Origin of the sequence: Agrobacterium sp. (assembly GCF_032092815.1) — a bacterium.
Taxonomy (GTDB): domain Bacteria; phylum Pseudomonadota; class Alphaproteobacteria; order Rhizobiales; family Rhizobiaceae; genus Agrobacterium.
Window position 1 is genome coordinate 1 of record NZ_DAMDBP010000059.1, and the last position, 20,545, is coordinate 20,545.

19 protein-coding genes and 1 pseudogene are annotated in these 20,545 nt (G+C 55.6%); 3 read left to right on the forward strand and 17 right to left on the reverse strand.

Annotation, left to right across the window (positions count from 1 at the left end):
* Nucleotides 1-9: 9 nt before the first annotated feature.
* The 8 genes from pdhA to RT613_RS21815 form a co-directional block, all read right to left on the reverse strand.
* Nucleotides 10-1,056 carry a pyruvate dehydrogenase (acetyl-transferring) E1 component subunit alpha gene (pdhA, locus tag RT613_RS21780; RefSeq protein WP_313618471.1) on the reverse strand — a complete coding sequence of 349 codons (1,047 nt, stop codon included), beginning with the start codon at nucleotides 1,054-1,056 and terminating at the stop codon, nucleotides 10-12.
* Between the two features lie 151 nt (nucleotides 1,057-1,207).
* Entirely contained in the window at nucleotides 1,208-1,525 is a 318-nt protein-coding gene (locus RT613_RS21785; protein WP_313618489.1) for a septum formation initiator family protein, read from the reverse strand.
* A gap of 174 nt (nucleotides 1,526-1,699) precedes the next feature.
* Nucleotides 1,700-2,974: a phosphopyruvate hydratase gene (gene eno, locus RT613_RS21790; RefSeq protein WP_313618472.1), complete on the reverse strand. Its 1,275-nt coding sequence runs from the start codon at nucleotides 2,972-2,974 to the stop codon at nucleotides 1,700-1,702.
* Nucleotides 2,975-3,118: 144 nt separating this feature from the next.
* Entirely contained in the window at nucleotides 3,119-3,967 is an 849-nt protein-coding gene (gene kdsA / locus RT613_RS21795) for a 3-deoxy-8-phosphooctulonate synthase (RefSeq protein WP_313618473.1), read from the reverse strand.
* Nucleotides 3,967-4,857, reverse strand: a complete 891-nt coding sequence (locus tag RT613_RS21800; RefSeq protein WP_313618474.1) for a VOC family protein — start codon at nucleotides 4,855-4,857, stop codon at nucleotides 3,967-3,969. Before RT613_RS21800 ends, kdsA begins: the two co-directional genes overlap by 1 nt.
* A gap of 201 nt (nucleotides 4,858-5,058) precedes the next feature.
* Nucleotides 5,059-5,406, reverse strand: a complete 348-nt coding sequence (locus RT613_RS21805) for an RcnB family protein (RefSeq protein ID WP_313618475.1) — start codon at nucleotides 5,404-5,406, stop codon at nucleotides 5,059-5,061.
* Between the two features lie 166 nt (nucleotides 5,407-5,572).
* A complete protein-coding gene (mgrA, locus tag RT613_RS21810; RefSeq protein ID WP_313618476.1) occupies nucleotides 5,573-6,607 on the reverse strand; it encodes an L-glyceraldehyde 3-phosphate reductase in 1,035 nt (344 codons plus the stop codon).
* Between the two features lie 148 nt (nucleotides 6,608-6,755).
* On the reverse strand, nucleotides 6,756-9,206 hold the full coding sequence (locus RT613_RS21815; RefSeq protein WP_313618477.1) for a glycoside hydrolase family 2 protein: 2,451 nt from the start codon (nucleotides 9,204-9,206) through the stop codon (nucleotides 6,756-6,758).
* 528 nt (nucleotides 9,207-9,734) lie between these two features.
* Here RT613_RS21815 and RT613_RS21820 point away from each other — a divergent pair.
* A complete protein-coding gene (locus RT613_RS21820; RefSeq protein ID WP_313618478.1) occupies nucleotides 9,735-10,778 on the forward strand; it encodes a LacI family transcriptional regulator in 1,044 nt (347 codons plus the stop codon).
* A gap of 70 nt (nucleotides 10,779-10,848) precedes the next feature.
* Here the strand turns inward: RT613_RS21820 and gndA are convergent, their stop codons facing one another.
* The 5 genes and pseudogenes from gndA to ccoG form a co-directional block, all read right to left on the reverse strand.
* The gene (gndA, locus tag RT613_RS21825) at nucleotides 10,849-12,279 is read right to left on the reverse strand and encodes an NADP-dependent phosphogluconate dehydrogenase (RefSeq protein ID WP_313618479.1); all 1,431 of its coding nucleotides are present in this window, start codon (nucleotides 12,277-12,279) and stop codon (nucleotides 10,849-10,851) included.
* Nucleotides 12,280-12,414: 135 nt separating this feature from the next.
* Nucleotides 12,415-12,570: a cbb3-type cytochrome oxidase assembly protein CcoS gene (gene ccoS, locus RT613_RS21830; RefSeq protein WP_313618480.1), complete on the reverse strand. Its 156-nt coding sequence runs from the start codon at nucleotides 12,568-12,570 to the stop codon at nucleotides 12,415-12,417.
* Nucleotides 12,567-14,880 (reverse strand): annotated as a pseudogene (locus tag RT613_RS21835) (cation-translocating P-type ATPase). The gene ccoS and the pseudogene RT613_RS21835 overlap by 4 nt, the downstream one beginning before the upstream one ends.
* Nucleotides 14,877-15,377, reverse strand: coding sequence for a FixH family protein (locus tag RT613_RS21840; RefSeq protein ID WP_313618481.1), 501 nt, complete (start codon nucleotides 15,375-15,377; stop codon nucleotides 14,877-14,879). Before RT613_RS21840 ends, RT613_RS21835 begins: the two are co-directional and overlap by 4 nt.
* Nucleotides 15,374-16,960: a cytochrome c oxidase accessory protein CcoG gene (gene ccoG / locus RT613_RS21845; protein ID WP_313618482.1), complete on the reverse strand. Its 1,587-nt coding sequence runs from the start codon at nucleotides 16,958-16,960 to the stop codon at nucleotides 15,374-15,376. Before ccoG ends, RT613_RS21840 begins: the two co-directional genes overlap by 4 nt.
* 130 nt (nucleotides 16,961-17,090) lie before the next feature.
* Here ccoG and RT613_RS21850 point away from each other — a divergent pair, with 130 nt between their 5' ends.
* Both RT613_RS21850 and RT613_RS21855 read left to right on the forward strand, forming a co-directional pair.
* Nucleotides 17,091-17,495, forward strand: coding sequence for an SRPBCC family protein (locus RT613_RS21850; protein WP_313618483.1), 405 nt, complete (start codon nucleotides 17,091-17,093; stop codon nucleotides 17,493-17,495).
* A gap of 24 nt (nucleotides 17,496-17,519) precedes the next feature.
* Entirely contained in the window at nucleotides 17,520-17,870 is a 351-nt protein-coding gene (locus tag RT613_RS21855; protein ID WP_313618484.1) for a VOC family protein, read from the forward strand.
* Nucleotides 17,871-17,915: 45 nt separating this feature from the next.
* Here RT613_RS21855 and ccoP read toward each other — a convergent pair whose 3' ends face one another.
* From ccoP to RT613_RS21875, 4 genes are all read right to left on the reverse strand, one after another.
* Nucleotides 17,916-18,779 (reverse strand): cytochrome-c oxidase, cbb3-type subunit III, encoded by an 864-nt coding sequence (ccoP, locus tag RT613_RS21860; RefSeq protein WP_313618485.1) that lies wholly within the window; start codon nucleotides 18,777-18,779, stop codon nucleotides 17,916-17,918.
* A gap of 3 nt (nucleotides 18,780-18,782) precedes the next feature.
* On the reverse strand, nucleotides 18,783-18,935 hold the full coding sequence (locus RT613_RS21865) for a cbb3-type cytochrome c oxidase subunit 3 (protein WP_313618486.1): 153 nt from the start codon (nucleotides 18,933-18,935) through the stop codon (nucleotides 18,783-18,785).
* 11 nt (nucleotides 18,936-18,946) lie between these two features.
* Nucleotides 18,947-19,678 (reverse strand): cytochrome-c oxidase, cbb3-type subunit II, encoded by a 732-nt coding sequence (gene ccoO, locus RT613_RS21870; protein ID WP_313618487.1) that lies wholly within the window; start codon nucleotides 19,676-19,678, stop codon nucleotides 18,947-18,949.
* Between the two features lie 11 nt (nucleotides 19,679-19,689).
* Nucleotides 19,690-20,545 (reverse strand): cbb3-type cytochrome c oxidase subunit I (locus RT613_RS21875; protein WP_313618488.1); only part of this gene is annotated, 856 nt, incomplete at its 5' end.

Sequence of the window (20,545 nt, forward strand, 5' to 3'; positions counted from 1 at the left end):
CCTCCCCGATTACAGAAGAATGTCGGTGTAGAGCTCGGATACATCCGGCTCCGGATCGTTCTGGGCGAAGTCGGCACTGTCAGCAACGATGTCACGGACATCCTTGTCGATAGCCTTGAGTTCGTCTTCGCTTGCCCAACCCTTTTCAAGGAGGCGTGCCTTGACCTGTTCGATCGGATCCTGTTCGGAGCGCATCTTCTGCACTTCTTCCTTGGAGCGATACTTTGCAGGGTCAGACATCGAGTGACCACGGTAACGATAGGTCAGCATTTCAAGAATGATCGGACCCTTGCCGGAACGGCAATATTCAAGCGCCTCATCAGCCGCAGCCTTCACGGCGCGAACGTCCATGCCGTCAACCTGGATACCTGGAATGCCAAAGGACTGGCCGCGCAGCGAGTAGTTCGACTGTGCCGTTGCACGGGCAGTCGAGGTACCCATGGCGTAACGGTTGTTTTCCACGATGTAGACGATTGGCAGTTTCCAGAGAGCTGCCATGTTGAAGCTCTCGTAAACCTGACCCTGGTTGGCAGCGCCGTCACCGAAATAGGTCACGGAAACATTGCCATTTCCACGGTAGTGGTTAGCAAACGCAAGGCCAGTGCCGAGCGAAACCTGCGCACCAACAATACCATGGCCACCATAGAAATGCTTTTCCTTGGAGAACATGTGCATGGAGCCGCCCTTACCCTTGGACAGACCACCACGACGGCCGGTGAGTTCGGCCATAACACCACGCGCACTCATGCCAGCTGCCAGCATGTGGCCGTGGTCACGGTAAGCGGTGATAACCTGGTCGCCCTCCTGCTGGGACATCTGCATGCCGACAACAACAGCTTCCTGACCGATGTAAAGGTGACAGAATCCGCCGATGAAGCCCATACCGTAAAGCTGGCCAGCCTTTTCTTCGAAACGGCGAATCAGCAACATTTCCTTGTAGGCATGAAGCTCTTCATCTTTGCCGAATTCGGCTGTGTTCTTTCCGGTGAAGTCCTTTGCGGCGGCTTTCGCCGTCGTCTTACGGCCGGATACGGACGCGGTTTTACGTGGCGCCATTGATCCCTCCCTGAGTTGCCGGTTGCTTGTTCATGTGGCGCGTACAATAGGGAAGAAAACGCGCCACAGCAATGCCATAAATGCATGGCTCGTATTCAAATTAAATAGCTGATTTTCAACAGAAAAAGTTGATTAACTTGAATTTAGTTAATCAGAAATATCCGTTCAGAATGACAATTTCGTCGGTGCGCGAAACATTCAGTTGATACCGTGCGATCTCATCAATCATGTCACGCTCGAGTGAACCATCGCTCAAGGCCTCAACCTGACGCTCAAGAGCAACACGTGTTTCAGTGAGGCGCGAAAGCTCACCGCTGCGGGCCAGACGCTGGCGTTCAAAACGCTCGGTCGCGATCAGGCCATATTCACCATGAACGCAATGATAGCCAAAATAGGAAAGAAAAGCGACTGTGATGGCGGGCACGACGAAACGCCCGAATTTTCTTTTCTTGTGATGTCGTGTCCACATTCCGGAAAAAGCCTTGAAACGCATTACCTTTTCGCAACAGTAACGCGGATTGCTTAACCATCCGTTGACCATAGAGCGGAGTTTGAGCTGATATTCTCGAAGTCGGACGAGAAACAAAAAGCCCGCACCAGAGGGCACGGGCTTTTTCGATAATCATGTCACCAGACGCAGATATTAGCCGCGCAGGATCGAACGACCTGCGTAGGATGCCTGCGGACCAAGCATTTCTTCAATGCGGATCAGCTGGTTGTACTTGGCAAGACGGTCGGAGCGCGACAGCGAACCGGTCTTGATCTGGCCGCAGTTGGTGGCAACTGCGAGATCGGCAATGGTCGAATCTTCGGTTTCACCGGAGCGGTGAGACATCACAGCCGTGTAACCGGCCTTGTGTGCAGTCTCGACAGCATCGAGCGTCTCGGACAGCGAACCGATCTGATTGACCTTAACGAGGATCGAGTTGGCAACGCCCATCTTGATACCGTCGCGCAGGCGCGAGGAGTTGGTCACGAACAGATCGTCGCCAACCAGCTGAACCTTGGAACCGATCTTGTCGGTCAGGTACTTCCAGCCTTCCCAGTCATCTTCAGCCATGCCATCTTCGATCGAGATGATCGGGTACTTGGCAGCCAGTTCAGCGAGATAATCAGCCATGGCTTCCGGCTCGAGCGTGCGGCCTTCGCCTTCCATCTCGTATTTGCCATTCTTGAAGAACTCGGTGGAGGCGCAGTCGAGACCGAGGAACACGTCGTCGCCTGGCTTGTAACCAGCCTTTTCAACCGACTTCATGATGAAGTCGAGAGCTTCAGGCGCGCTCTTCAGACCAGGTGCAAAACCGCCTTCGTCACCCACGTTGGTGTTCTGGCCCTGTGCTGCCAGTTCCTTTTTCAGAACGTGGAAGATTTCAGCGCCCATACGAACGGAATCACGAATGTTGTCGGCGCCAACCGGCAGAATCATGAATTCCTGGAAGTCGATCGGGTTGTCGGCATGCGCACCGCCGTTGATGATGTTCATCATCGGAACTGGCAGAACATGGGCGTTCGGGCCACCAACGTAACGGTAGAGCGGCAGGCCGGACGATTCGGCTGCAGCCTTGGCAATGGCCAGCGATACGCCGAGAATGGCGTTTGCGCCGAGGCGCGACTTGTTCGGTGTACCGTCCAGGGCGATCATCATCTGGTCGATCTGGATCTGGTTTTCGGCGTCGAATCCGCCAATAGCATCAAAGATTTCGCCATTGACGGCATCAACAGCCTTTTCAACACCCTTACCCAGGTAACGCTTGCCGCCATCACGCAGTTCTACAGCTTCGTGCGCACCTGTCGAGGCGCCCGACGGAACAGCAGCGCGGCCCATGGAGCCGTCTTCAAGGTACACATCGACCTCAACGGTCGGGTTGCCACGGCTGTCGAGAATTTCGCGTGCAATGATATCGGTAATAGCGGTCATGGTCTCTCCCTTGGGAATGGAACAGTCGTTCTGCGCCTGTCTTAGCGGATGGGCAAGAAATTACAATGACGGCAATCCCAATGAGGGACGCCGCCACGCAATTAAGCTCAATTTTAAGTTAAAGTGCAGCAAAAGCCGGACATGTCAGGCCTTTGCGATGGCATCAAACGCCAGAAGTTTTTCGAGCAGACGCGGCATGTCCTTCAGATGCACCATGTTGGGACCATCCGAAGGGGCATTGTCCGGGTCTTCATGGGTTTCGATGAACACACCTGCCACACCAACGGCAATCGCCGCGCGGGCCAGTGTTTCCACGAATTCACGCTGCCCGCCGCTGGAGCCACCCTGCCCGCCCGGCTGCTGCACCGAATGCGTGGCATCGAAAATCACCGGTGCGCCAAGCGATGCCATGATTGGCAACGAACGCATGTCGGAGACCAGCGTGTTGTAACCGAAGGACGCGCCGCGTTCGCACAACATGACATTGGCGTTGCCGCTCTCGTTCAGCTTTGCCAGAACATTCTTCATGTCCCAAGGTGCGAGGAACTGGCCCTTCTTGACGTTGACGACGCGGCCGGTCTTAGCAGCAGCCACCAGAAGATCGGTCTGACGGCTGAGGAAGGCCGGGATCTGCAACACATCGACAACCTCAGCAACAACGCCGCACTGGTCTTCGGTGTGGATATCGGTCAACACAGGAAAGCCGAATTCCTTTTTCAGATCGGCAAACACGTCCAATGCCTTTTCAAGGCCGATACCGCGCTGGCCACCCAGCGAGGTGCGGTTGGCCTTGTCAAAGGACGATTTGTAAACCAGGCCAAGGCCCAGCCTGTCGCACAGTTCCTTCAAGGTGCCGGCGATCATGAAGGCATGATCACGGCTTTCCATTTGACACGGGCCGGCAATCAGCGAAAACTGCTTGGTGTTGGAAAACACCACCTGACCTGCGCCTTCACCGGCAACCACGTCCAGATTATTTTTCATGACAGTCATTACTCCTCGAACGCAAAAAATGCGCCTTGACCAGAAGCGGGTGCCACGGTGATGCGCGCACCCGTACGTGTAGATGCCACGCCATTAGCAGCAAGCAGCGCCTCTGTCACGGCAAGATCGGTTACCCTGTAGACAACACCGGCCCCGAACAATTCATCCGGCAGCGACACGTCGGCCATGGCAGGCATGGTCTTGGCTGTCTCCGTCGTCTGCACCACTATATGGGCATTGCGCGTTTCAAATGACAATCCGTTGGCAACCACTTGCGGCGCCTTGCCAAACACCGCCGTAACAAGGTCGGCATAGTCAGTTGGGCGTGGCGCAGACAGGACGATTTCGGACATCCCGAGGACACCATTGGCATGGGCTTCCAGTGCCGAGCGATCAACTGGCAGTGCCACAAGACGCTGGCAGGAGAACAGGAAAAACGCCCGCATACGTGCTTCGGCGGCAAAGGACAGCAGGAAGCGCCCTTCTCCCGCCGTCCCGTCAGGCTTTTTCATCGGCCGCGAAAACTGCAACATGCCACCGGCTGAGACATGCCTCGCTTCAAACCGTGCATGGTCGCTGACCGCATCGGATGTTTTGGCAACGATGGCGCTGAACCCTTCCTGCCCCCGTGCGGCGCGAAATATCTGGTCACGCCGCGTAAAGCTGTTGGTCGCATCCACGGAGGATTTGTAGACCGCGCGATCGCCAATCGCCAAGGGCTCCAGATAGGTGCCATCGGCAAAAAACACGCAGGCATTTTCCGTGCCGAACGGATGGCGGGCATCGGCCGCCACGGTAAAACCAAGCGAGGCCAGACGATGTCGCGCAGCCTCCAGACCGGAGACTGGCAGCACCAGATGGTCAACAGATTGGGTAATGGCAGAATCAGCAGAAAACACGGCATCTCCTAGGATCGGAAAGGGAGAGATCTAATCACTGCGCGTGATAGAATACCAATTGGCGACATTTGTATGAACATCTGTATGAACATTGCCAGGGCACATTTCATCGTGATTTGCTGATTTGTGCAACGCAAGAAAAACAAATCCCCGCGACCGGAGCCACGGGGATCAAAATCTCTCAAATCAGATGGCGGGTGATCACCGAGCCGCCGACAGGCCAACAATCAGACCGGTCAGGGCGTTGACCAGCAGGTACTGGTTATCAACGCGCACCCAACGCTCGTTTCTCTTTGGCTCACGCAACTTGTAACGGCGGTACTCGCGCTGATCGAGGTAATGATTGCGCTGGGCAGCCGACAGACGCTCGCCACGCTTCCAATTGCGCTTCTTGACGACAACCTTCTTTTCGACGTGACGTTCAATGACGACCCTCTCGTTGCGACCACGGTCATGACGTGGACCATTGTCGTAACGGCTCTGCGCCTCGGCAGCCAATGGAGCGGCAAGAACAGTAGCGGCGAGAAGCGTTGCAAAAAGCTTTTTCATCGGGGTTTCCTCTGCGTTTCGATGGTTCGAACCTAAGCCCCCCAGGATGAATGAAAACTGAATTTTAAATTACATTTTAGTAATGGTTATTAACACTTGAGAACCATTTCTCAAGCAACAGATCATGTGAAAACGCCCGGATTTCAAGGCCCGGGCGTTATCTCGGTTACTTCTTCAGTTCGGCAGACCGTGCCCAAAGATTAATGTCGGCTTCCTTGGCATGACGGTCGATCAGCGACAGTTCTTCAGCCGTGAAATCCTGCTTTTCGAGCGCCTTGACGCAGTCGACAACCTGTTCCGGCTTGCTGGCACCGATCAGCGCCGAGGTGATGCGACCATTGCGCAGAACCCAGGCAATGGCCATCTGCGCCAGTGTCTGACCACGCTTTTCAGCCAGTGCATTGAGCGCACGAATATTCTCGATGTTCTTGTCATTGAGGAAATTCGGATTCAGCGACTTGCCCTGCGCTGCACGGCTGCTGTCTGGAATGCCGCCGAGATATTTGGTGGTCAGCATGCCCTGCGCCAAAGGTGAAAACACGATGGAGCCAATGCCCAGCTCTTCCAGCGTATCGACCAGACCATCCTCTTCGATCCAGCGGTTGAGCATGGAATAGCTCGGCTGGTGAATGATGCATGGCGTGCCGAGATCTTTCAGGATCGCAGCAGCTTCGCGGGTGCGCTTGGAATTGTAGGACGAGATACCAACGTATAGCGCACGGCCGGAACGCACGATATGATCGAGCGCACCACAGGTTTCCTCAAGCGGGGTATCGGGATCGAAACGGTGCGAATAAAAAATATCCACATAGTCGAGGCCCATGCGCTTCAGGCTCTGGTCGCAGGACGAAATCAGATATTTGCGGCTGCCCCACTCACCGTAAGGACCTGGCCACATGTTGTAACCGGCCTTGGATGAAATGATCAGCTCATCACGATAACCGGCAAAATCGGTCTTGAGGATTTCACCAAAGGCGGTTTCGGCGCTGCCGGGTGGTGGGCCGTAATTGTTGGCAAGATCGAAATGGGTAATGCCCAGGTCAAACGCCGTGCGGCAGATATCCTGCTTGGTCTTGTGAGGCGTGTCGTGGCCGAAATTGTGCCACAGGCCAAGCGAGATGGCCGGCAATTTCAGGCCGGTCTTGCCGCAATGATTGTATTTCATGGATGCATAACGGTTTTCAGCCGGTTGCCAGGCCATGAGCCTCTCCTCCTCTAAATTTCGGCATGAGCCCTGACCGGAAAAATCGACAGGGCGTGATGGAAATGAACCGATACAATGCGGCGGTTCATTCTTTTCAGACTAGTCACAGGCTGAAGGCATTTCAACCTGTGACCCAAAATTGCTGTCAGGCATAACTGGAATAAAGATCGTAGGCCCGGAAGGATGGTGCTGGGCCACCCACCTGCCCTTTGGTGGGCGTGAAGATGACCTTGCGGACTTCACCGGCTGAGAGATCAAATACATTGTCCGAGTAACGGCCGGGCATATCGCTTTCCAGCATTACAAACAGCGCAAGTCCGGACGCACTGACACTGATTTCCACTTCACCGTTGGCCAGCGCCACGGTTTCAAGGGTCAAACCGGCCGGCGCAAAATCCAGCATCTTGTAGGTATCAAGCACGTGATGACCCTCACCCGTCATGCCGTTTGAGGCAATGAAATCCCACACCACAATGTTTGCGTCCGGAATATCGGCGAGTTTTACCTCCAGCAGCGTCGCGGCAGCATTGGTACCGCATTCGCCATTGGCAGAACGCAGCGGAATACGCTCCCCATCCAGCGCCATGGCATAGACATTCATGTCGATCGCCACATCTTCTGCCGTGTCATTGACCATGGAAAAAACCAGCTTTTCACCATCATCACTGGGAATGGCAGCCACCGCCACCGGCTGGAAAAATCGTCGCGCCAGATAATGCAGCGCTTTCCAGTTACCGCCATAATCAAGGCTGGACCAGGAAGCAACCGGCCATGTGTCATTGAGCTGCCAGTACAATGTCCCCATGCAGTGAGGTTTTAGTGAACGCCAGAACTCAACGGCCGTCTTGATGGCTAGTGCTTGCTGCACCTGGCTCAAATATACAAAGTTCTCGAAACTCTTCGGGAAGCGGAAATACCGGAACATGGTGCCGGCAATGCGTTCATTGCCACCGGCATTTTTCTGGTGATGTTCAATCACCGGCGACGAGATGTTCATGTCCTTCTCATCAGCATAACTGCGGATGACATTCATTGACGTATAGGATTGGAAACCGAATTCCGAGCAGAAGCGCGGCCGGATCGCCCGGTAATTGTCGAAGGATTTGTTCTCATGCCACACCGACCAGTAATGCATGTCGCCCGAGCCATCGGCATGCCATGCATCACCATAATCGAGATAACCGGATGCCGGGCTTGATGGCCACCAGAGCGCCTCGGGCGCTGCCTTTTTCAAGGCCACTTCAATCGTTCGGTTCAACCGATCGTAAGCGACCAGATAACGGTCACGGTTTTCCAGCGGCTCCTTGAACCAAGTCAAAGCGCCGACCAACTCATTGTCGCCACACCACAAAACGATCGAGGGATGCGATGACAGGCGACGAACCTGATAATCGACTTCCTTGTCGACATTTTCGAGAAAATCGTCGGTGCAGGGGTAAAGGTTGCAGGAGAACATGAAGTCCTGCCACACCATCAGGCCTAGCCGGTCGCAGAGATCATAGAACCAGTCTGCCTCGTAAAAACCGCCACCCCAGACGCGGATCATGTTCATGTTGGCCTCAACGGCCGAGCACAACAGATCCTCGGTCTTCTCAGGGGATGTCAGTGAAAAGAGCGCGTCAGCAGGGATCCAGTTGGCACCCCGGCAGAAAATTTCACGACCATTGATCCGAAAGGCAAAACGGCTGCCCGCCCCGTCCTTGTCGGTCAGCAACTCGACGGTGCGCAAACCGATTTGCCGGGTAATAGTCTCGTCGGGCAGTTCAACCTTCAGCTCGTAAAGCGCCTGTTCGCCACTGCCCGCTGGCCACCACAGCTTGGGATTTTCGACATAAAACACATGCCGCACCACGGTCTCGCCGGCCGACACGCCGATATCCAGACGCAGCCTGTCATCACCCAGTGACAGATGCAGCGGCACGATCACCGGTTCCGCTGCAAACAATGTTACCGCCACATGCACCTCAACGCCGCTATCGACGTGAAGCTGGTGTGTGACGATATGTTCAACACGCGCGCTTTCCAGCTTTTTCAGCGCAATCGTGCCGTAGCAACCGAGCGGCGCAATGGCGAGGTTCCAGTCCCAGCCGAAATGCGACTGTGGTTTGCGCAGCATGTTGCCATTGGCAATCGGTGAATTGCCGGTGTGATACGGCACATAGAAAGGTTGTCTCGCCTGCCGTTCTTCACCCGCCTTGATGCTGGAATGGAAACGAATGCGAATGAGGTTCTCGCCCTGCTGCAACGCCTTGGACACATCAGGCCGGTAGCGGCGAAAGCAATTGTCGGCGCTCAACACCGGGGCATCATTGATGAACACGACCGCAACCGTATCGAGATTATCAATGTCGAGATACCAGGCCGCATCGACATCATCGACGGTAAATCGCCGCTCAATCACCCAGTCGCGCTCAGCCACCCACTGCACGTCATTTTCGTTTTTGCCGTAATAAGGGTCGGATATGATATCTGCGGCACGCAGTGCAGAATGCACATCCCCCGGCAAGGTCATGACGGTTGTGTAGTCACCCTCGACCGAGGTCAAAGACCACTGACCGGTCAGATCGATCATGTTGCTTGTATTGTGCGAGTTCATGAGAAATCCTGCATAAAATTCATCAACCGAAGGCGCGCGTGCCAGCACATGATGCACAATGGGACCAGGAACCGTAGCATACGACGTCCTCCCCATCGTTCACCAACTCAACGGAAACGTTACAGATAAATATACAAACAGCAAGGACACGGCCGTACAGTTGCGTGCGCTTTGGCGTGATAAAGTGTTGCAAATCAACAGCAACATGTTCCGATAACGACCGCATGGCATTGCATATATTTGCAAATTTAAAAAAATATTTTACAATTATTTCAAATTAGCCCAAGGAAATTGGGACGGCTTGCGTAAAGCCGATTTTTTCGGGAACAAACAAACCTGTTTTTTCTTAGCATCGGACGTCAGGGAATCCTCGGGTTTTCAGGCGTTCCTGTAGGCTGCACGCCGTGATCGGCTTGGCAGTGAAGTGATAACAGGCAGGAAATGCGCCATGCCTTGTGCCGTATTCGTCAAGAAGCGGTTTCACGGTTCAAACTTGAAATTCAATACTTCTTACGGCCACAGATTCCCATGAACGAAAGCGTGACACCAACAGCAGCGATAACTCTGGCGGCAAATGAGAGACCCACTCTCAAGACCATCGCCCAGATGACAGGCCTTGGCATAACGACGGTGTCACGTGCGCTGAAGGACGCCCCGGACATTGGTGCAGAGACCAAGGAACGGGTGCGGATCATTGCGGATCAGATTGGTTACCAGCCTAACCGCGCTGGTGTGCGTCTGAGAACCGGCAAAACCAACGTCATCGCCCTGGTGCTGAGCATCGAGGAAGAGCTGATGGGTTTTACCAGCCAGATGGTGTTCGGCATTTCCGAAGTGCTGGCAGGCACGCAGTATCACCTTGTGGTGATGCCGCATTCCCACAGCAAAAACCCAATGGGACCAATCCGTTACATTCTTGACACCGGCTCCGCTGACGGTGTGATCATTTCGCGCATAGAGCCCAGGGATGAGCGCGTGCGCTTGCTGACCGACCGCAAGATGCCCTTTTCCACCCACGGAAGAACGGACATGAATATCGTCCATCCCTATCACGACTTCGACAACGAGGCCTTTGCCTATGAGGCGGTGAAAAAGCTGGTCGAAAAGGGTCGCAAGCGCATTTCCATCCTGCTGCCACCCACCAAGCTGTCGTTCCATGACCACGCCCGCGCCGGTTTTGACCGCGCCATCAAGGATTTTGGTGTCAGTGAAGTGCCTATGGATCATGTCACAATCGAAACCAATCTCGAGGAAACCCGCACGCAGGGCGAACAGCTGATGCGCTCGGCCACCCCGCCGGACGGGTTCATCTCGATCAGCGGCAGCTCGACCATTGCGCTGATTGCCGGTTTTGAAGCGGCTGGCAAAAAGCTCGGTGTCGATTTCGACATGATCTCGAAACAGTCGGCGGAATTTCTCAACTGGATCCGCCCTGAAATCTACACCATCAATGAAGATGTGCGTGAGGCAGGCCGCGAACTGGCCAAGGCCGTGCTGGCCAGCATTGCCGGCAATCCGCCCGCCCAGCTGCAGAGCCTCAGCAAACCCGTCTGGTCAAAAACCAGGAACTGAATTTTTCGTGCTTCAAACAAAAGCGCGCATAAAAAATGGCCCGACAAGCGGGCCATTTTCATTTCGGTGATCAGAATATGTCAGCACCGCTGCCCCATGGGCCATGCGGCTTGTCAACGCCATCGGTGCGCTCGAAGCCGTGTGCACCAAAGAAGTCGCGCTGCGCCTGGATGAGGTTTGCGCTGCCACGGCCGCGACGATAAGCGTCGAAGTAACCGAGAGCGGAAGCAAGAGCCGGAACCGGCAAACCCGACAGCGTTGCATAGGATACAACGTTGCGCAGCGACTTGTCGGTGTCCTTGACCATCTGGGCGAAGGCAGGTGTTACGATGAGGTTGGCAACATCCGGATCCTTGGTGAAGGCCGATGTGATCTCATCGAGGAACTGCGAGCGAATGATGCAACCTGCGCGCCAAATGCGGGCGATGGTTGGCATTGGCAGGTTCCAGTTGAACTCCTTGGATGCTGCGGACATGATCGCAAAGCCCTGCGCATAAGCGCCGATCTTGGCGGCCAGAAGCGCGCTTTCCAGATCGTCGATGAAGGCTTTTTTGTCAGCCGGTGCAGGCAGAGCTTCCGGCAGGCCGAAGATCTTTTCAGCCGCAACGCGCTCATCCTTCTGCGAAGACAGGATACGGGCAGCAACAGCAGCTTCAATCGCCGTTGCAGCAACACCCATGTTCTGCGCTTCAATGACCGACCACTTGCCGGTGCCCTTCTGGCCAGCCTTGTCAAGGATCAGGTCAACCATCGGCGTGCCGGTGATCGGGTCTGCGGCGCGCAGAACTTTTTCCGTGATTTCAATCAGGTAGGAGTTCAGGCGACCCTTGTTCCAGGTGCCGAAGACGTCAGCGATTTCAGCTGCGCTCATCTTCAGGCCATCACGCAGAATGCCGTAGATTTCGGCGATCATCTGCATGTCGGCATATTCAATACCGTTGTGGATGGTCTTGACGAAGTGGCCTGCGCCATCATTGCCGAGCCATGCAACGCACGGATCATTGTTGTACTTGGCGGAAATCGACGTCAGAACCTTCTCGACGCGCTTCCAGCTGTCTTCGGTGCCGCCAACCATGATCGAAGGACCATGACGTGCGCCTTCTTCACCACCGGACACACCCATGCCGATAAAGGTCAGGTCAGTGTCTTTCAGAGTGTCGAAGCGGCGAATCGTATCGCGGAAATTGGCGTTACCGGCATCAATCATGATGTCGCCATTGGCGAGGTGCGGCTTGAGGATTTCCATCTGCTGATCCACCGGATCACCAGCCTTGATCATGATGATGATCGGGCGTGGCGGGCGAATGGCAGCAACGAACTCTTCGATTGTTTCGCAAGGAATGATCTGTCCCTGCAATTCGCCTGCCTCAGCGTAAAATTTTCGTGTTGCCTCCGGGGTGCGGTTGAATACGGCAATCTTGTTGCCCTTTTCTGCAATGTTCAGGGCAAGGTTTGAGCCCATGACACCGAGACCGATCAAACCGATTTCTGCCTGTTCCACGGATGTGCCTCCATCTTTCGTTTAATGGCGCATGTTGTGGCACTGTAAAACGCAAACGGCAAGGCTGGTGAGCAATTAAACGATTAAATTTCGATGACAGAAATCATGTTTCTGACACGCCATAGCAATGAAATTTCACGCCGCCGGATGGTCATCTCCGTCATCAAGCGCCCGCCAACCGGCTCCATCCATGTCCTCGTACTGGCCGCTTTTCAACGACCAGAGAAAGGCAAAAAGCCCCAAACCACCGAGAAACAAGGCGACCGGAATAAGAAATGAAAGCATGTTCATGCGAACCGCGCTCCTTTTTCCAATCTCTTAGCTGCATCTGCACCCACATGGCGATTGGTGTTCGACACATCGGCCTGTGCAGTATTTGCAAGGCTGTTAAGACGTAATGCGTTGGCTACCACGATGACGGACGAGGTGGACATGGCAATGGCAGCAATCATCGGCGTGGCATAACCGGCAAGAGCGATCGGCACGGCAATGATATTGTAGCCGATCGCCAGCGCAAAGTTCTCGCGGATCAGCCGTCCGGCCTTGCGTGACGCCTCAATGGCAAAGGGCACGGCACTGAGATTATCCTGCATGAACACGAAATCTGCTGCCTGCCTGCCAATATCGGCAGCCGTTGCGGGCGCAATCGACACATGGGCTGCGGCCAGCGCCGGCGCATCATTGATGCCGTCACCCACCATCAACACTTTGTGGCCTTGAGCTGCCAATGTGCTGCAACGCTCGGCTTTTTCGGCTGGCGCAAGGCCTGCATGCCAGTCAGCAACACCAATACGGCTGGCCAGAAGTTCCACCGATGCCGGACGATCACCCGAGACGATCTCGCTTTTCAAGCCATCGCCAAGCAGCCTTGAAACCGCGTCTGCGGCACCGGGGCGAAGCGTATCTTCAAACCGGAACTGGCCCAGTTCCTGCCCATTCAGCGACAACACAACTTCCGACGACGCGAAATCGTCATTCGAATCACTGGGATTGTCAGGCAGCGCAAAATGTCGGCTGCCGAGACGATAGAGGCCATCAGGCGTTTCCACCTCCACACCGGCACCGGGAATTTCACGCCCACCAGCGAACACCGGCAGCGGACCATCCACCGAACGGGCCAGCGCCTGCGACAGCGGGTGCCGCGAATTGACGGCGATCCCGGCGGCAATCCGCATCACCGAAGGGGCAATCTCACTGGCATTGACCAGTTGCGGCCGGCCAAGCGTCAGCGTGCCGGTCTTGTCAAACAGCACCAGATCGGCTTCGGCCAGACGCTCCATCGCCGAGCCATCCTTGACCATGATGCCATGTTTGAACAGACGACCGGCCGCAACCACCTGCACGACAGGCACCGCAAGGCCGAGCGCACAGGGGCATGTGATGATCAGAACGGCAATGGCAATCAGCATCGCCTGTTTCCAGTCACCACCAAACACGCCCCAGCCGATAAAGGCGGTGAGTGCCAGCAAATGCACAACAGGCGAATAAAATTGTGCGGCCCGGTCTGCCAGACGGCGATAGCGTGCCCGGCCACCTTCGGCCGCTTCCATCAGGCCGATGATTTCCGACAGGAACGAATCGCGCGCCAACGCGGTCGCCTCAATCACCAGCGCACCGGTGAGATTGAGTGTGCCCGCCTGCACCGCATCACCCTGCCGTACGGTCAAAGGTGCGCTTTCGCCGTTGACGATCGACATGTCGAGATCGCTGGTGCCGCTAAGGATGCGACCATCCACCGGCACACGATCACCTGCGGCAATGGCAATGTGGTGGCCAGGCACGATATCGGTTACCGGCAGATATTCACGCGAACCATCCGCCATCAGCACCGTGTGGTGACAGGCGTGCAAGCCCGGCAACGGCCGTGCGTGCACGGTCACGCATCACGTGATCCAGCGTGCGGCCGATCAACAGGAAGAACAAGAGAGATACTGTGGCATCAAACCAGGCATGCGGGCCGCTGTGGATCGTTTCCCACACCGACACCGAATAGGACAGTGTGATGGCAAGTGCGATTGGCACATCCATGTTGGTGCGGCCATGTTTCAGCGCGTTGAATGCCGACTGGTAGAAGAAACGACCGCCATAGATCAGCGCCGGTGCCGCAATCAGGCCCGAGATCCAGTGAAACATGTCACGTGTCGAGGCATCGGCACCCGACCATACCGAAATCGACAGCAGCATGATGTTGACGGCTGCAAAACCGCAGAGACCAACGGCGCGGATCAACTGGTTGCGCAACTCATCCGAATTGTCCTGCATCGAGGCGAACAGATGTGTTTCATAACCGGTCGAAGCCACAGCCTGCGCCAGGATGACCGGATCCGTCTTTACACCGTCAACCTCTTCTTTCCAGACGATGGAAACACGCTTCGACGACAGGTTGACGCGTGCCTTCTGAACCTCGGCCAACTTTTTCAAAGCCCCTTCGACGGTCGTGATACAAGCACCGCAATAGACACCGGGCACACCGAGATCGGTCTGGCGCAGCCCCTGCCCCAGATCACGGCTTGCCAGCATCAACTCGTCCGATGACGGCAAAGTGCGGTTGAAGCCCGCCTGCTCCAGTGCACTTTCAGTACCCGGTGCACAGCAACTCATTTTACGTCTCCCGTCACGGCAATGCGTGTGCCCTCATGCACGATGATCTTGCCGTCTTTCATGGCAATGGCCTCGACGATCCAGTGACCGCCGGGAATGTCGTGCTGGCCTGAAAACACACCGGTTTCGGCCTTCTGCAGTTCCATGTCGAAATTCTGTTTTTCACCAACCGGACGGCGAAAATGCAAGGTTACGCTGTCGGTATCGATGGCGCCACGCTCAGGATGCGAGACCTCGTAGCGGGCAACATCGTTTTTAACCTCTAGCTTGCCGATAATGCCGGAGGCAGCGCGCGCCTTGGCAGCGGCGGCCTTGCCGTTAAATTGCTGGCTGGCCACATAGGTGTTGGGCACCACAAGACCGCTCCAGCTCGTCACCGCGTTCCACGCCATGGTAACGTTCACGGAAATGATGGTGCCGAAAAACAGCAACATGATTGCCAGCATGTGCCATCCGGTGAAAACGAAACCTTTTTGTTTTTGTTGTTCAGCACTCATTTTTTAGCTCCCGGAGCAATGAATACAGCCTTGTAATGGGCGGTTTCCTGCATTTCAGTGTCTGTTGCGATGAAATCGAAATCTTCCGACGTCGAGGTGATGACCTTGCCCGGCAGGGTCACGAAGACTTTCAGCGTGGTCACCTCATCCGGCTCGACCGTAACGGTAAACGACCGCGATGGCGCATCCTGCATACCGTTGATCTTCATCACTGCATCCGGCACACCTTCGATGGCAAGGGTGATCTGGCGCGGCTGCGGCACCATGTTCAACAGACGAACAGTGTAGCCGTTGCGGATCGAACCATCCGATTCCAGCACATATTGCGGATTGCGGTCGTGCAGCACATTGACCGACAGGCGGTCACGGGTGGCCAGCGCAAACAGCATGGCAAGCCCGACCGCCGACCAGACCCCCATGTAAAGAATGGTGCGCAGCCTGAAAATGATCCGCCAGTTGAAATGCCGGATGGCGTCGACAAACGTGCCGTCGGTTCCACGAATGTTCGAGGGTTTGATGTCGTGGGCGCCATTGCCGGTGGCCAGCGCCATATTGGCTTCATATTCGCTGAGCGTTGCATAGGCGATCAAGCCACGTGGTTTGCCGATCTTGTCCATCACGCCATCGCAGGCATCAATGCACAGCGCACAGGTGATGCATTCCAGCTGCTGGCCGTCCCGGATATCGATACCCATGGGACAGACGGCAACGCAGGCATTGCAGTCCACGCAGTCACCCACCGGCTCCCCAGCGGCCATGGCCTTTTTGGAGTGACGCGAACGAGGCTCACCCCGCCAGTCATTATAGGTCACCACAAGCGAATGTTCGTCCAGCATTGCCGCCTGAATGCGTGGCCATGGGCACATGTATGTGCAAACCTGTTCGCGCATCAAGCCGCCGAACACATAGGTTGTTGCCGTCAGGATCGCGACCGTCGAATAGGCAACCATCGCCGCCTTGCCGGTCAGAAACTCCACCGCAAGGGTGGGCGCATCGGCAAAATAGAAAATCCACGCACCACCGGTTGCCACAGCAATCAGCAACCAGATCGCATGTTTGGCCACGCGCTTGCGGATCTTGGTAAAGCTCCACGGTGCTGCATCCAGTTTCATGCGGGCATTTCTGTCACCTTCGACCGCCCGCTCGACCACCAGAAAGAGGTCAACCCAGACGGTCTGGGGACAGGTATATCCACACCATGCGCGGCCAATCGCCGAGGTGATCAGAAACAGGCCAAAACCGGCCATCACCAACAGCCCGGCCACGTAGAAAAACTCCTGCGGCCAGATTTCAATAAAGAAGAAATAGAAACGGCGGTTGGCAATGTCGATCAACACCGCCTGGTCAGGTGCATAGGCACCACGGTCCCAACGGATCCACGGCGTCAGATAATAGATGCCAAGCGTGATCAGCATCACGATCCATTTGAACCGACGGAATTGCCCCTCCGCGCGCTTGGGAAAAATCTTTTTACGGGCTTCGTAAAGTGGTTTACGAATCTTGGCGGAGTTGACAGGCGACGCATCCAGCCGTTCGACATTCGAAGACCGACTGTTATCCTGCTCGGCGTTGTAGACGTTCATGGGGCAATATCCAGATTTCTGTCATTGTCTTTTCTCACCTCGCGGCCAAATCATCCTTGACTTAAGTCAAGCACGGACAAAGTGGCGCATGTGTCTGCCTCGCCCACCCGCAACAACAAGGGAGATACCGATGACTGCACCTATGACCGCAAAGATCGTGCATGTGACGATCAACCGCCCATGGAAAGCCGTTTACGAATTCGCGTCTGACCATGCCAAGATGCCCTCATGGGCAGCGGGGCTGGCCAGCGGCCTTACGCCGCAGGGCGATGACTGGGTCGCGTCAGGACCCTTGGGGGATGTGACTGTCAGTTTCGCAAAACCCAATGAGTACGGCGTCATCGATCATATCGTGACGATGCCGGACGGGCTGCAGGTCTATAATGCACTGCGGGTCACGCCGAATGGCGACGGCAGCGAAATCAGCTTTACCGTGCTGCAACTTCCCGGCATGAGTGACGACGATTTGAAAAATGACGCAGAGCTTGTTTATAAAGACCTGAAAACTCTCAAGAAACTTCTCGAGACAACTTGAACACAAAACAGATGGAGGCGCACCGTGGTCGGCAAAAACAACACCATCAACTATATCGAATTCAATGTCAGTGACATTGAGGCATCCAAAGCCTTTTATGGCAGCGTGTTCGGCTGGCAGTTCAAGGATTACGGCCCGCAATATTGCGAGTTTTCCGATGGCAACATGACGGGCGGTTTTACCACCACGGCACCGGTCAAGGCCGAGGGTGGCGCATTGGTCATTCTTTACGCCGACAATCTGGAAGCCACGCTGGAAGCCGTCAAAAAAGCCTCCGGCACCATCGTTGAATATATTTTCGAATTTCCCGGTGGCCGCCGTTTTCACTTCAAGGATCTGGATGGCTATGAACTGGCTGTCTGGACAGCGAACTAAAAAAGGGCCGCGAAAGCGGCCCTTTTTCGTTGTCTGGTCAGGTGATTATTCACCGCCACCCAGCGAATGCACAAACAGTGCCAGCTGCTTCACCGTGGTGTCACCAAGGCGTTCACCCCAGGCGGGCATCACGCCATGTTTCGGAGCACGAACCTGTGCGGCAATGCCGTCTTCGCCTTCCACTTTCAGCCAGATGGCATCGGCAAGGTTTGGCGCACCAAACTCGCGGTTGCCCTTGGCATCTTCGCCGTGACACGACGCACAGTTGTCGGCAAAGATCTGCTTGCCCGGTTCAACCATGCTGGCGTCGTGCGGTGTGCCGGTCAGGCTGACGACATAGGCCGCCACTTCGCGGATTTCCTGCGATTGCAACATCTCGGCATAGGCTGGCATTTCCGACAGGCGTGTATCGTCATCATCGGCAAAACGAATACCATGGGTAATCGTCGTGTAGATATCCTCGGCACTGCCGCCCCACAGCCAGTCGTCATCGTTGAGGTTGGGGAAACCTGCGCCGCCCGCAGCACCCGAACCATGGCACTGAATGCAGTTGACCTTGAAGGCCGCCGAACCGCCAGCCACGGCAAATTGCAGCAATTCGCTGTCTGCCTGGATCTCTGGCAGCGTCGAAGCGGCAATCTTGTCGAGATAGACGCTCTGCGCGGTCTTGGCGTCGACCATTTCACTGGCAAAGTCGCCACGGCTGCTCCAACCCAGCAAGCCCTTGGTATTTTCACTCAGCAAAGGCCATGCCGGATAGGCAATCGTGTAGCCGATGGCCCACACGATGGTTGCATAGAAACACCACACCCACCAGCGTGGCATGGGGTTGTTCAACTCACGAATGCCATCCCATTCATGGCCGGTGGTTTCAACGCCACTTATTTCGTCAATGTGTTTTTCCGACATATCCTAGTCCTCCTTGAGAGGAATATTGGCTGCGTCCTTGGCTTGCTTTCCGCCACCGGGACGCAATGTGAAGAGGACAACCGCAATAAAGAACAGTGTCATGGCCAACAGGCCCCAACTGTCCGCGAAGTGACGCATGGCTGTATAGGTTTCCATGTCGCCTCTCCTCAGCGGTAGCCAGCGGCATCGTCATAGGTCGAGAAATCGACCAGCGTGCCGAGCATTTGCAGATAGGCAACCAGAGCATCCATTTCCGTCAGCTTGGCAGGGTCGCCGTCGAAGTCACCGAGCTTTGCCTTGGGGTAGCGCGCTTCGATACCTGATGTGTCCGCATTTGGATCCGCCTGGGCGGCAAGATCGGCAGCGGCGTTCTCGATCATCTCGTCACTGTATGGAACGCCGACGGCACGGTTGGCTTTGAGCTCCATCGACACATCGGTGATCTTGAGCGGTGTTTCCTTCAGGAAGGAATAGCTGGGCATCACCGATTCCGGCACGACAGCGCGCGGCTCGACCAGATGCTGCACATGCCATTCATTCGAGTAACGGTCGCCGACGCGGGCGAGATCAGGCCCTGTGCGCTTGGAACCCCACTGGAACGGATGGTCATACATCGATTCAGCCGCGAGGCTGTAATGACCGTAGCGTTCCACCTCGTCGCGGAACGGACGGATCATCTGGCTGTGACAGGTGTAGCAGCCTTCACGAATGTAGATGTTGCGTCCGGCCAGTTCGAGTGGCGAATAAGGCCGCATGCCCTCCACCTTTTCAATGGTGTTTTCGAGGTAGAACAGCGGGGCGATTTCAACGATACCGCCGATGGAGACCACAACGAGTGATCCCACCAGAAGAAGCGTTGCATTACGTTCGATGACGCCATGTTTATCAAGAATTGACATCGTCTAACTCCTTACTCAGCCGGTTGCAGCGCAGGCGCGGCATCCGAACGAACACCTTCTGCGCGCTGATGGCCGAGAATGGTTCTTGTGATGTTGTAAGCCATGATGATTGCACCGCTGAGGAACAGCAGACCGCCACCGGCACGCAGCACGTAGTACGGGAACATGGCCGCTACCGATTCTGCGAACGAGTAGACCAGGAAGCCCTGCGCATCATATTCACGCCACATCAGCGCCTGCTGGATACCGGCAACCCACATGGCAGCGGCGTAGACAACGATACCGAGTGTTGCCAGCCAGAAGTGCCAGTTGACGAGCTGCAGGCTGTAAAGGCGTTCGCGGTTCCACAACTTCGGCACCATGTAATAAAGTGCGCCAAAGGTGATCATGCCATTCCAGCCAAGAGCGCCTGAATGCACGTGGCCAATCGTCCAGTCGGTATAGTGGCTGAGCGAGTTGACGGCCTTGATCGACATCACAGGACCTTCGAATGTTGCCATACCGTAGAAGGCAACCGCCATGACCATCATGCGAACGATAGGGTCGGTACGGATCTTGTCCCATGCGCCAGACAGCGTCATCAGACCATTGATCATGCCGCCCCACGAAGGCATCCACAGCATGACAGAGAACACCATGCCCAGTGTCTGAGCCCAGTCCGGCAGCGCCGTGTAATGCAGGTGGTGAGGACCAGCCCAGATATACATGAAGATCAGCGCCCAGAAGTGGATGATCGACAGGCGGTAGGAATAGACCGGACGGTTCACCTGCTTGGGAATGTAATAATACATCATGCCCAGGAAGCCGGCGGTCAGGAAGAAGCCCACCGCATTATGACCGTACCACCACTGCGTCAGCGCATCCTGC